Origin of the sequence: Candidatus Deianiraea vastatrix (genome assembly GCF_007993655.1) — a bacterium.
GTDB classification, from domain to species: Bacteria; Pseudomonadota; Alphaproteobacteria; order Rickettsiales; family Deianiraeaceae; genus Deianiraea; species Deianiraea vastatrix.
On sequence record NZ_CP029077.1, the window covers coordinates 75421 to 88531 of the forward strand.

The window sequence follows — 13111 nt, forward strand, 5'->3', positions numbered from 1 at the left end:
TATATGGATCAAAAACAACCAGTGCAAATTAATGGTGATCAAGAACTAATCGAATTTCCAACACATGAATATATTTACAATGACTTTCAAAAAAACATGAAAGGCGTTAAAACGGTTGTTTCTGATATAGATAGCTGTATTGTTAATTGCATATTACAAAACTACACGTCATCAATTACATACCAGAATCATAAAAATAGGCTCACTGACAAAGTTAAAAGCCAAGATTTAGTTACTACGCTGATGCGTGAACATAAATATAATGAACTAGGACCTATAACGGCAGATGAGATTGGAGAGTGCTTCAGTAATGACCAATATATACAAATGCTTGTACAGCACTTCAAAGACAATCCAGATACACAACTTTGGTTCTTAAGCCCAGCACTTACTGGTTTTACCGATGATCAAAAAAAAGAATTTGCAAAGTTTGTTCATAGTAAATTTGGTGTAAAAGAATTTAGAATATATACTCAGCATTTCTTTATTGATAATCAAGGTAATGAAATTCCGTACTATGAAAAATTTACTATATCCGGGGATAATGTTACAATGGTTTCAAATGGTGCGAATAAATCCACCTATTTCGTTCCCAAACAATATATTATAGGAATCATGAAGGATTGTGATTTTCAGAATGCGGTATTTTTAGACAACGATATTTCTAATTTAGAATTACTCACGCAAGAAAAATTATCAAAATTACAATCTGTAAAGGTAAAATCATTAGAGGAAATAAATAAAAATATTAAACTAACGAAAAGATTGCTCATTGGAATAATGGGTGTAAATGCGGACCATTATAATGTTCAGGAATTTCGGTTTAGGAAAAATGGTACAATTCCCCACCCACATCAAGGCTCTGTGACACCTAATTCATGCTTCATTGATTTTAATGCAAGTTCAAAAGATTACCGATATTTTTATCAACTTTATAGTAATGGTAGTGGTAAAGGATTAACGAGATTTAAAGACAACGAAGCAGTTTTTAAATTTTCAAGGAAATCGTGGGATGCAGTAAAAAACAATAATCAAGATTTTGCAGAATATCGAGAAGAGCGTCATAAAAAAGAACAACTTCAGGCAATAGAAGTGGTTGAAGAGAAGATTGATTATATTGACAATATTGAGTTGGTAAAATTCTCAGATGAAAGCTATGATAAAAATGCGGATGAGATATCTAGATTTCAATCATTTAAAGACAATATAAGCAAAGAATATGGTAAGGAAATTCCCAATTGCAATCTTAGCTTGGTTAATAATCAAGGCAATGAAGAATTGATGCAAATGGAGTTTAAAATGAAGATAGACGACAAGGCAGCTTATGCTAAGCTTAGCAGAGATGTTTATAGAGAATTTGTGTATAAAAATTCAAGTGGTAATATTAGTGTATATAATGTAACGGAGTTAGAGGCGAATCAATATGGGAAAATTAAGGAAAACTCGTATCTTTGCAGAGTAACCATTAGCAAAAACGATGAATTAACACAGAAATTAAAAAAACCACCTGTGCAGCAACAATATCAAAAGTAGTTTGGATAAAATTAAAATATTACGCGAACACCGGTGAGTAGTACTGAGCCCTTATTTTCAATTGGCGTGAATGTTTGACCCATGCTTTGAAGATAGACAGGTGCGCCTTGCATTTTAAATATTGTATATTCTATATATGGAATAAAGCCTTTAAATTTTCCAGTGCCGACTTTAAAATCTGTTCCAAACGAAGTTGCATCCATTTTATTGCCGACATAGTTTGTGTGAATTTGAGTTATGCTAAAGTTGATTGGTCCAAAGCCGTATGCTACGCCATAGTTATAAAATCCTGATTTTTGATAGTCAGATCTTACAGAGCCATCGCTGTTAAACGGAACTAGCCATGGATATAGATAATTTCCGCTTGAGTCTTTTGTAAAGTTTGCATTTGGCTGCAAGCTGTTACCCCATGAACCGTATGATCCGGCAAGCGAAAATCCACCGTATAGAAGTTTTGATCCAATTGACCAAGCTGAAAGATTGCGTCTTCCGTTATATCCATTTACGCAAGACCCGCCAAAGCCGCCGCAGCCGCCGTTTATGCCGTATGGATTGTATATATCTTCTGCTTTTCCTGTCTCATAAGTTGCACCAATTGCAACGCCAAGGTTGTCAAATTGCTCTTTGTAGTTTAGCCCCATGCTTATGTAATTTCTTACATCCCCTGATGCAGATGTTGTTCTTCCGCCTATGCCAACTTGATTTCCTGCGCCGTTTCTGAGGAATGATGAATTGCTTTGGGCCACACCGCCTGCATTTCCTGTATCTGGCGCGAATGAAAGCCCGAATTGAATGCCATTATAGCGAGGCGTGAAATAGTTTATTCCGTTTTGCAGGCCATATCCATATCTTGGTTGCTGGCGATTATAATACATTACATCGTATTTTCCATTTGTCATTTGTGGATTTGTCTGATTTTGACCTTGGTAAATAAACATTGAAGACGAGGCACCTGTTGTAAAACCTGCTTCATTTGGAAGCATTGGAGCAAAGATAAACATTGGCATATAGCCTGCTGAAAGCTCATTTGCAGCAGCTGTTGTAAGCCCGCTTGTGTTAAAAGTTGGCATGCCGACAAATCTCCACCAATCACCGCCAATACCACCTGTGGCGCGAGCAATTGAAACTGCGTCCACTCTCATTCTTGAAGAAGCTGACGGAGAAACACCAAGTTCCGTGCGGCCATAGTCTGTTTCAAGGAATACAAAGTTTTGATTTGCATAGCTACCCTTGTCGTCATCGCTTTGGGTAATTAGTGAGTTCATGACTACAGTTGCACCGATTTTTGTTCCATTTGCAAGATTTACCCCGCCGCTTAAGTCTATTCTTGAATGCGTTCTGGTTTGTAGGCTTGTTGTTGAGTTTTGCCTATTTACTGAATCGAGAGTGGAATTGTAGTTTGGCATTACAGATCTTGAGTAAGCCTCGCTTTGAGATGTATTTGCAAAATTTGAGTCAACATAGCCGCCAAGTGATAAAAATACCTTGTCTTTTACCTCTTCATCCTTTGCAAGAGCAAGGCTTTGATAGAGTAGAAATGTCAGGATAAAAAGAGCTATTTTCACTTATATTGCAATGATTTTTGAAAAAATATTTACAAGAAATTAAAATGCAAGTTTTTTTTACTTGACATTATATAAAATTTGTGGTATAATAGTAAAATTATTTTTTTATTTATGCAGCAAAATACTAAACCATTCCTTAGTCTTGATGGGCAAAAAACACTAAAATTTACAGATGTAAAAATACAAGAAGATGGCACGATAAACATTGTTTTTAAACATGATGATGAAGAAAAAAATGTTCAATTTGGTGGAAAACTAAATGGAGATATTGCAACTGGCTTTTTTTATACACACAAGGCTAGTCCCATACCATTTGCTTTGAAAGTAGAATTGAAAGATGGAAAAATTACCGATATTAATCAATTGTCGGAAATTGATGATAATAAAAAATATACATCCAAATCTGCCCAAGGACAATCATATGATAAAACAAGTTATAAAAAATTTGCAACTTTAGCTGCTGAATATCAGCGGCAAAAGAATGAGTCAGAACGACAAAATATTTATCAACAAGCAGGATTACCTGAACAAGGAGGTAATACCAATACTCAAGCCAATCCTGTTTCCCAGCAAAGACAACAAGGACAAGGTAATCAGCAAGTTACACAGTCTTTAAATCAACAACAGCCTTTACCAAATATCCAACAAGTACAAGGTAGTCAGCAAGATCTACAGTCTTCAAATCAACAACAAGTACAAAATCAACAACAAGTTATATTACAGCAAAATAGAAATGTTGTCACTATTCGTGATGATAATCGATGGAAAGTAGAGTACCAAGGTGCGATGAGTGAAGGAAAGAAGATAATAAATGGCAAAGGTAAGATGTTTTGGTATAAAAAGGAAAATGATAAAGATGTGCTAATAAAAACTTACGAAGGGAATTTTGAAAATGACACAATGCATGGCAAAGGCAAGCTTTATTTTCCTAATGGATCTTACTATGATGGTCATTGGGTAAATGGCAAGCAAGAAGGCAAAGGTACATTGTTATATGCAGATGATTATTCATTTTATCAAGGGGATTTTGCAAATGGCAAAAGGCACGGCAAAGGTTATTATTGTTATCCTAATGGAGGACGTTACGAAGGGAATTTTGAAAATGGTGAGCCGAAAGGTAATGGTCAATATTATGTAAAAAAAGATGGAAAAGAAATTTTGGTGTATGATGGAGAGTTTAATGGTGATATGAACCGACATGGACGTGGTATATATTATGATCAAGGAGAAAAACGTTACGAAGGGGATTTTGAAAATGACACAATGCACGGCCAAGGTATATTGTATTATCCTGATGGAGGATGTTACAAAGGGGATTTTGAAAATGGTGAGCCGAAAGGTAATGGTGAATATTATGTAAACGGAATTTTGGTGTATAGTGGAGAGTTTAATGGTAATATGAACCGACATGGCTACGGTAGGCTTTATGATCAAAATAGTCAAGTCATATATGAAGGAGAATGGAAAGATGATGAAATACACGGCCAAGGTGAACTTTATGATAAATGTGAACGACTTATATACGAAGGAACTTGGAGCAATGGTATAAGATCTTATGGAATTATATATGGTTATAAAGAAGAATTAAAGCAAAGTAACAGCAATCCCGAGGGGCAATATAAAATCTATGAGGGAAATTTTAATGCATCTGGTGAACCTTCACATGGCAAGTTATTTAATGACAAAGGTGAGTGTTATTATGATGGTGATGTGAAAGTGGACGATAATGGCAATATTGTAATGCATGGTAGTGGTCGATATTTTGAAAAGGAAACTACTTATGAAGTTCAATGCAACAATGGCAAGATTACCAGTAAAGAGTTGTATGTTGAAAATGAAATTATTTACACAAAAAGAGAAGAAATTAATGCAATCCAAGAAGTTAACGAAGAAGTATCTGGCAGTGTTCAACAGTCTGGTACTCCAGAACAGGAGCAAGGTGGAATTTGGGGTTGGTGCAAAAAGGTTTGGTCTGGAATTAAAAACTTCTTTTCTTGCTGCAGTGGAGATGAAGCTGTTCAGGTAGACGTTGCTAATGAGATTAGCTTAGCACAAGATGATGATTTGTCTCATAAAAGCAAAGTTATCGACAAAGATTCCCATAATAAGAATCCAGTTGCACCGGTAAGTGGCGCTACACCATATCAAAGTCCTTGCATACAAAAACGGGAAGTGAGCCAAGTAGCACCAGTAGGTAGTTTTGTGAAGCAGCAAGAAGAGAGGAATCTAGGTAATAATAATATTAAAGCTGTTTAACAAATTTAATAAAACAACCAAGATGTTACGGGGAGACAGTAATCTAGACGAGGTAATTTGCAATATTTATCGTAAATTATCAAAAAGATAGTATGTATTCTCTGTAGCCTTCTTTACTGCGGTGTTATGTATATCGAACTGACATAATATCCGCAGAAAAATCTGACAAATAGCTCAAGCTTTTGCATTTTGAAAGTCAATGTTACTTAAATCTATTGAGATTTTATTTCAATGGTTCAAATAGATATCGATGCAACCTCTGCAATCTTTTGCTTTTTGGTAATATGCGATTTACAATTGCAATTAAAATTGAGTTTATGTAATACCCGCAGAAAAATCCAACTATAGCGCCGGCTGTAACATCATAAATATCGTGTCTGTCAGCGTAAATTCGGCTAGCTCCTGTTGCAATTCCTAAAAGATAAAATGGTGCGCCGATTTTTATTCCATGAAATCTGTGCAAAAATCCCCCAAGAACAACAGTTCCAGAGGTATGGCCAGACGGAAAGGACTTGTAATTTCCACCATCCGGGCGTTTTTTATGTACCGCGACCTTTAGTGCATGCGTTATGACATAGGTTGAGGCAAGAGAGACGTTATACAAGCCTCCAACTGCGGAAACATTGAAAAATTGTGGCATAAATTGTGGAAAAACCCATGCGCCACGCAGGTAATACGTTGCTATCTCATCGGCTTTGATTTGCTCGTCAGTCTTTCCAAGCATTTTAAAGTACTTTATTTTGCCCTCGTGCTTGGTAAGCAATCTGCCGTTTTCATCGTGTAAAAGATCGATATTTTTGTGTATCTGTTTTTTACTTTTTGTCCAGTCTATTCCAAATTTTTCTGGAAAAAGCTTGAAAATTGCAACAAACGAGAGGGTTATGAGCGCAAAAAGCAGGGATATTTTATCGAATCTATTGCGGATTTTTAGAAATTTTAGCATATTTTACGAATCAAAAAGGGTTCTTTCATGAATTTTAAAGGCATCTTCCCAAGTTCCCGTTGTTGCAGATTTTGAATACTCAGTAGAGCGAACCTCAAAGAAATTAGCGTGCTCAACCCCGTTTAAAATTGGGTCAAGCCAATACCCTATTGGATTTTTCTTAACACCAAAAACAGGCTCAATTCCAAGCTGTATAAGCCTTCTATCTGCGATATATCTGATATATTCTTTAACTTCCGCAGCAGACAAACCCTCAACGGCGCCGTCAATTTCAAATGCAAGATCTACGAATTTATCTTCATTTATAACCATTTCTTGTGCTATTTTCTGTATTTTTTTGTGTAATTTTTTTAAATCAATCTGTGGATTTTCGTTTATAAATTCATGGAAAAGCCTGATTATACTTAGGCAATGCAGGGTTTCATCTCGAACTGACCAAGTAATAATTTGACCCATGCCCTTCATTTTTCCAAATCTTGTGAAATTAAGCAGTATTACAAAAGAGGCAAAAAGCTGCATTCCTTCTGTAAATGCGCCAAAAGTTGCAAGTGTAATTGCTATTCCCTCTATGCTGTCGTGTTTAATTTGGTGTAAATAGTCGCATTTATCTTTCATTTCTTTGTATTTTAGAAATTCGATATATATATCGTCAGGCATTCCAAGGGTTTCAACAAGGTGAGAATAGGCAACAACATGTATAGTTTCCATATTTGAAAACGCCGCAAGCATCATTTTTACTTCAACTGGCTGGAAAATATTGGCATATCTTTGCATATAGCAGTCATTTACCTCAATATCCATCTGGGTAAATAGCTTAAATATCTGGGTGCAGAGATTTTTTTCTGCAAGAGTAAGCCTGTTTTTCCAGTCACGAATATCGTCTGACATAGGCACCTCTTCTGGCAGCCAATGCGTTTGTTGCTGCATTTTCCAGGCATCAAAAGCCCAAGGATAGTCAAATGGTTTAAAATTCTTTCTTTCTTTTAGCAGCGACATAAAAATAATATAATTGTCAGGATTTTTTAATACACAGAAAATAAATTGCAACACTTTTTTAGTTACAAGTATTTTGCGTATTTTGCCATTTAGTGTATTATGAATTTTTATTTTCGGGGTTGAAAAGTTGGGTTTTGTGATTATATATATCTATACGCTGTTTGTGATTTTGAGAATTAGATATGAAAAAATTAGCTATATTTATAGATACGAATTATTTTTGCAAGCGTCAAGGTGAAAAATATTTACCAATACCAAAGATGATGCATCAAATTTATGATTACATATTACGAAATGAAAATGTTATATTTCTAAAAACTCAAATTTTTAAATCAGAAATTGAAGATAAAATAAATAATTTAATTTCATTTGAGGAAACGGCAAAAATATTTTCAGATTATATTTCTTTTGATAAGGAGGACGATGATGAAATTACCAAAAATATTCATAAATATAGAGATTATTACAAAGAAACAATTGAAAAATATATTCAGCATTGCAAATCAATAGATATTCAATTGAGTCCAGATGATATAAAATTTGGCTGTGAAAGGGAGTATAAAAAACAACCGCCATTTCATAAGAAGACAAACTCATGGAAAGATGTTTTAAATCTAATATATGTTAAAAAATGGGCTGAGTTAAATAAAAATGAATACGATGTTTGGTTTGTATCAAAAGATGGAGATTTTGAAGGTATTGGAGAAAATGAATTTAATATTTCTTTTATACGTGGATTGCCAGATTTTAAAGCTATTAACCAAAGATTTGATGCGCATTTGAAGAAAGATAAGGACTTAGAACATGCTTTGTTGAATCATTTGTTTTCTGTGGAGGAAATTATTAAAGCTGAAATAGAATGCAATGCTTATCTTTCACCTGACGCTTACGAACTTGACGGATCAACAGAATTAATTAATATTATTACAATAGACAATATTAAACATGAAAATAATTTAATAACAGGCAAGATTTTCTTTGAAGCTCATGTGAGTTTTTTTTGGCTACAAGATGTTGAAGTATGGGATGATTTTTATTACAAAGTTCCTTTGCCACACGAGTTTTATCGGTATTGTGAAACAAAAGTAACGGCAGATTTTAAATGTAGTAAAAACTACGAAGATATGGAAATTGACAACTTCAATATTTTGGAATGTAAGGAGTATTAAAAATTTAAAAGCAAACCAAACCCCCTAACTACTCCTTCCACCCAATCTCCTTCAAGAATTCCTTGTATCCGCCGTGGAAAAGGAAGGTTTTGCCGCCGTCAAAGACAATAAGCTTGTTTGCAACTTCAAAGAGATATTCCTCATCGTGGGTGACCATTAAAACTGCGCCTTCAAATTCCTTAATTGCATCAAGCAGGGCTTCAGAAGATTCCATGTCAAAGTGGTTTGTTGGCTCATCCAGCATTAGTAAATTTACTTTATTTAGCAGGATTTTTCCAAGCATAACACGGCTTTTTTCACCACCTGAAAGCACACCGATTTTCTTCTCAGCAAGTTGCCCTGGAAATAGCATATATGCACAAATTCTGCGAACTGTTCCGTAGTCTGACTCAGGGCTTGACTCTTGAAGTTCTTCCCATATTGCAAGATCTGGATTTAGGCGCTCAACATTTGTCTGCCCGAAGTATCCATATTTAGCCTTCTCGTTTATCGAAATTTCACCTTCTTTTGGTGTTAAAATTCCACCAATTAGCTGTAAAAGAGTTGATTTACCCTGTCCATTTCGCCCGATTATGCATATTTTATCACCTTTTTTAACTTCAAAGCTAAGATTGGTTATTAAATCCTTACTTTCTTCAAAGCCAAATGTTAGGTTTTTTACTTGTATAACATCGTCTTTTGTGTCATATGGCGTAAAGCTGAATTTAAAGTCAAGATCTTGAATATTGTCAAGTTTTTTACGAACTTCTTTTTTCTCAAGCATTTTTATTCTTGATTGCACTTGACTTGCCTTACTTGCTGTTGCGCCAAATCTTCGTATCCAGTCTTCAAGCTCTTTCCTTTCTTTTTCCTCGGCAAGGCGTGTTTTTTCATATATTTCCTCTTCTTGTTTAATTTGCTCTTTAATTTTCTGCGGTTTTCCTTGAATTTTTCTAAAATTATTACGGTGAATAATGAGAGTATGCGTAATTACCTTGTCCATAAAATTTCTATCGTGTGTAATTAATATTAATTCGCCCTCCCATTTTTTAAGAAAGTCCGCAAGCCAGCGAATTGAGTAAATATCAAGGTAGTTTGTTGGTTCATCCAATATTAAAAGTTCAGATTCCATAAGAAGCATTTTGGCAAGATTTACCTTAACTTGATAACCGCCTGACAATTCTTTTGGATCTTGAAACATTTGCTCACCAGAAAACCCAAGCCCCATAAGTATCATGTCGCCTTTCCAAGCCTCAGATTCACGCTCTGGTGGAAGAACGCTATAAACCTCCTCAGCCGCGGTTGGATGGGTAAAATCAAAGTGCTGCTCAAGGTAACCCACTCTATAGTAGTCTGGAATTTCAATTTTACCAGAACTTGGCTCAAGTTTTTTAAGTAGTAGCTTTAAAAATGTTGTTTTTCCTGTTCCATTTCGCCCTATTAGACCGATTTTTTCACCAGGGTTAATCGAGAAATTAACATCTTCGAAAATACATCTGCCATTGAATTCTATAGAAAGTTCACGGATATTTATCATACTCAGTAAATGTAGTTTTTTTAAATGTTAAGCTAAATAAATAAAATGCAAGCAAAACTTCGTTATATTTTGTTTCTAGATTTTATCTATTATTTTGGAATATTTTATTATGTGCATTTATGCTTGACAATTAATTTCCTTGGTTTTTATTTCTAAAAATACCTCATAAATATGAATGGTGCCAAAATTTTGTTAAAAATACTAAAAAAGCACGGTGTAGAGACTGTTTTTGGCTATCCTGGCGGGGCGAATTTGACTCTTTATGACGAAATTCATCAGCAAAGCGATATAAAGCATGTTTTAACATGTCATGAACAGGCTGCAATGCATGCTGCACAAGGGTTTTCTCGTGCAACAGGTCGCCTTGGAGTTGTTTTTTTGACATCTGGCCCCGGCGCAACAAATGGCGTTACCGGAATTGCCGATGCTATGCTTGATTCAACGCCAATTTTGATAATAACTTCGCAGGTTCCAACTTATGTTATTGGCTCTGATGCCTTTCAAGAAGCTGACGTAATTGGCATAACAAAGCCGATAACTAAACATAATTACTTGGTTAAAAAGGTTGAAGATGTTGCAAAAATTGTAAGCGAAGCGATAAATATAGCATCCACTGGACGAAAAGGCCCTGTTGTGGTCGACATTCCAAAGGATGTGCACGCCGCAATTTATAGCGATTATGCCGATGTAGACTATAAAATTCGCGATTCTTATTTTGTAAAAACTGATATTAGCCAAGAGGAATTAATGCCCGCAATTGACATGATTTTAGCTGCAAAAAAGCCGATTTTTTACCTTGGCGGCGGGATTTCGGCAAGCTGTGATGAGGTGTCTGAAAATGTGACAAAACTTGCTCATAAAACAGGCTTTCCAGTGACAACAACCCTTATGGGGCTTGGTGTTTTTGCAGGAAGTGATAAACAAAATTTACAAATGCTTGGAATGCATGGCAGTTATGAGGCAAATATGGCGATGAATAATGCAGATTTGCTAATTGCAATAGGGGTTCGTTTTGACGATAGAGTGACAGGAAATCTTGCGAAATTTTCACCTAATTCAAAGAAAATTCATATAGATATCGACCCATCTGAGTTTAACAAAAATGTTAAAGTTGACGCTGCAATTCGCGGGGATTGCGGTATTGCAATTAGTAAAATCTTGAAAATGCTAGATGGCAAAACTATGCAAAATCTTGAGCCTTGGTGGGCTGAAATTGAAAACTGGAGAGGGCGAAATTGTTTTGGTTTTGATCAGAAAAATGACGCAGAAATCCTGCCGCAATATGCGCTTTCAAGGGTTTATGAGCTTACAAAAGAGAAAAATCCATATTTTACAACCGATGTCGGACAGCATCAAATGTGGGCGGCGCAATATTTAAAAACCTCAATGCCAAAGCACTTTATTACATCGGCAGGCCTTGGAACTATGGGCTTTGGTCTTCCTGCGGCAATTGGGGCGCAGTTTGCAAAGCCTGAAAACGCTGTAATTTGCATTACTGGTGAGGGTTCTTTCATGATGAATATGCAGGAGCTTGCAACTATTAAGAGATACAATTTGCCGGTGAAAATCGTAATGCTGAACAACAATTTTCTTGGAATGGTGCGTCAATGGCAGGATGAATTTTACTCAAATCGACACACGGAAGTGGATTTTACTCCAATTTGCCCAGATTTTATCGCACTTTGTGCATCTTTTGGAATTTGCGCAAAATTCGTTGATAAACCATCTGAAGTAGACGCGGGAATTTGCGAAATGATGAGTCATAATGGTGCATTTTTGCTTGTTGTTCGAACTAAAAGAGACGAAAATGTATATCCGATGATTCCACCTGGGGCAGGGCATAGTGAGATGCTGCTTGGATAGTTAATATTTCATTATTTTATTAATAATATTTTCGCTTACGCACTGCTGACTAGATACGAATTTTTCAATATTTTGTATATATTTATTGTAATTTTGAATGATATTTTGCGTTATTTTTGTGATATTTTCATTATCTGAGACTTCAAGGCATTTTCCACTTAAATTATTGACATTTTCTTTGCAATTTTCATGAAATTTACCGATAATTACTGGTTTTTTATGGAAAATTGACTCAAGTGGATTATGTCCGCCAATATTTGGCACAAAACTTCCGCAAACAAAAACTAATTTTGCAATATCGTAAAAATGTGCCATGCAGCCTATTTCATTGACTATTAATATGTCGTCTTTTGTGATTTCATGGGGATTTTTTAGAAAATTTGTGAGCAAAATAGGCTTTTTATCGTAGTTTTTGACTATATTTAATACATCAATTGCTCTATGTGGTCTACGTGGTGCTATTATTACCTGAAAACCTAGATCCAGTATAGCTTTTAGCGCAATTTCCTCTTCACCTTCATGGCTGCTTGAAATCAACAGAACTTCATTTTGAATGTATTTTTTAATATCGATTTTAGGGTTGTAAATTGGAACATAATCTGCCTTAATATTGCCGATAAAGTCTACATTTTTGTTAAATATTTTAATGTTTTCAACTATTTTTTCTTCGGCTGTGAAAATATGCTTAAAATATCCAATTGGATTGAAATTTATTAACTTTTTTATACCATGCCACCTTGAAATACTTTTGACGGACATGCGTAAATTGACCATAAATACTCGTTTTTTTGCAAAAAATCTTGAGAAAAATATCATATTTGCCCATATTTCAGATTCAATAAAAATGACGATTTTTGGGCGTAAAATTGCTAAAAAAATCAGTACAAATGGTGCAAAATCAAATGGAATGTAAGATATATGGATTGCTTTATTTTTGCCAAAAACCCCCATCAGCATTGAAAAACTTGTTTTTGTCATCACGGTGATTTTCACAAAATATCCGTCTTTAATTAAAGTTTCTATCATCTTAAAAGCGCTTTTTGCCTCTCCAACGCTTGCTGCATGAATATATATCACATTTTTACGAGTAAAAATCGGACAAAATAGCCCAAATCTGTTTATAATTGAGTGTAAATTTTCTTTTTTGGTAAAGGCGCGAAAGATGAGTATTAATGGGTAAAATATTACTATAATTAGCGTTATTATTTGATAAATTAACATTTTTCACCCAAAATTAACCTTTGATAAAAGTTTTAAAATTATTTTCAAG

9 protein-coding genes are annotated in these 13111 nt (G+C 34.9%); 4 read left to right on the forward strand and 5 right to left on the reverse strand.

What is annotated here, in order from left to right; translation table 11 throughout:
* The first annotated feature begins 3 nt into the window (after nt 1–3).
* Complete coding sequence (locus deia_RS00285) at nt 4–1533, forward strand: hypothetical protein (RefSeq protein WP_146820182.1); 1530 nt, start codon at nt 4–6, stop codon at nt 1531–1533.
* A gap of 11 nt (nt 1534–1544) precedes the next feature.
* Here the strand turns inward: deia_RS00285 and deia_RS00290 are convergent, their stop codons facing one another.
* Nucleotides 1545–3098 (reverse strand): porin family protein, encoded by a 1554-nt coding sequence (locus tag deia_RS00290; protein WP_146820183.1) that lies wholly within the window; start codon nt 3096–3098, stop codon nt 1545–1547.
* A gap of 111 nt (nt 3099–3209) precedes the next feature.
* On the opposite strand from deia_RS00290, the gene deia_RS00295 reads away from it, so the two are divergent.
* Nucleotides 3210–5354, forward strand: coding sequence for an MORN repeat-containing protein (locus deia_RS00295; protein ID WP_146820184.1), 2145 nt, complete (start codon nt 3210–3212; stop codon nt 5352–5354).
* Nucleotides 5355–5577: 223 nt separating this feature from the next.
* Here the strand turns inward: deia_RS00295 and deia_RS00300 are convergent, their stop codons facing one another.
* Entirely contained in the window at nt 5578–6297 is a 720-nt protein-coding gene (locus deia_RS00300; RefSeq protein ID WP_146820185.1) for a phosphatase PAP2 family protein, read from the reverse strand.
* A 3-nt stretch (nt 6298–6300) separates the two neighbouring features.
* On the reverse strand, nt 6301–7293 hold the full coding sequence (locus tag deia_RS00305; RefSeq protein ID WP_146820186.1) for a ribonucleotide-diphosphate reductase subunit beta: 993 nt from the start codon (nt 7291–7293) through the stop codon (nt 6301–6303).
* 182 nt (nt 7294–7475) lie between these two features.
* Here deia_RS00305 and deia_RS00310 point away from each other — a divergent pair, with 182 nt between their 5' ends.
* Nucleotides 7476–8462: a PIN domain-containing protein gene (locus deia_RS00310; RefSeq protein ID WP_146820187.1), complete on the forward strand. Its 987-nt coding sequence runs from the start codon at nt 7476–7478 to the stop codon at nt 8460–8462.
* Nucleotides 8463–8490: 28 nt separating this feature from the next.
* On the opposite strand, the gene deia_RS00315 is transcribed toward deia_RS00310, so the two are convergent.
* The gene (locus tag deia_RS00315; protein ID WP_146820188.1) at nt 8491–9978 is read right to left on the reverse strand and encodes an ABC-F family ATP-binding cassette domain-containing protein; all 1488 of its coding nucleotides are present in this window, start codon (nt 9976–9978) and stop codon (nt 8491–8493) included.
* Nucleotides 9979–10149: 171 nt separating this feature from the next.
* Here deia_RS00315 and ilvB point away from each other — a divergent pair, with 171 nt between their 5' ends.
* On the forward strand, nt 10150–11841 hold the full coding sequence (ilvB, locus tag deia_RS00320) for a biosynthetic-type acetolactate synthase large subunit (RefSeq protein WP_146820189.1): 1692 nt from the start codon (nt 10150–10152) through the stop codon (nt 11839–11841).
* Here ilvB and deia_RS00325 read toward each other — a convergent pair whose 3' ends face one another.
* Nucleotides 11842–13062, reverse strand: coding sequence for a 3-deoxy-D-manno-octulosonic acid transferase (locus tag deia_RS00325; protein WP_146820190.1), 1221 nt, complete (start codon nt 13060–13062; stop codon nt 11842–11844).
* Nucleotides 13063–13111 lie beyond the last annotated feature (49 nt).

Bases quoted from the DNA above. Each gene is read 5' to 3' on its own strand.
- deia_RS00295 (WP_146820184.1), top strand. From the start codon at position 3,210: ATGCAGCAAAATACTAAACCATTCCTTAGTCTTGATGGGCAAAAAACA.
- deia_RS00285 (WP_146820182.1), top strand. From the start codon at position 4: ATGGATCAAAAACAACCAGTGCAAATTAATGGTGATCAAGAACTAATC.
- deia_RS00315 (WP_146820188.1), bottom strand. From the start codon at position 9,978: ATGATAAATATCCGTGAACTTTCTATAGAATTCAATGGCAGATGTATT.
- deia_RS00325 (WP_146820190.1), bottom strand. From the start codon at position 13,062: ATGTTAATTTATCAAATAATAACGCTAATTATAGTAATATTTTACCCA.
- deia_RS00305 (WP_146820186.1), bottom strand. From the start codon at position 7,293: ATGTCGCTGCTAAAAGAAAGAAAGAATTTTAAACCATTTGACTATCCT.
- deia_RS00300 (WP_146820185.1), bottom strand. From the start codon at position 6,297: ATGCTAAAATTTCTAAAAATCCGCAATAGATTCGATAAAATATCCCTG.
- ilvB (WP_146820189.1), top strand. From the start codon at position 10,150: ATGAATGGTGCCAAAATTTTGTTAAAAATACTAAAAAAGCACGGTGTA.
- deia_RS00310 (WP_146820187.1), top strand. From the start codon at position 7,476: ATGAAAAAATTAGCTATATTTATAGATACGAATTATTTTTGCAAGCGT.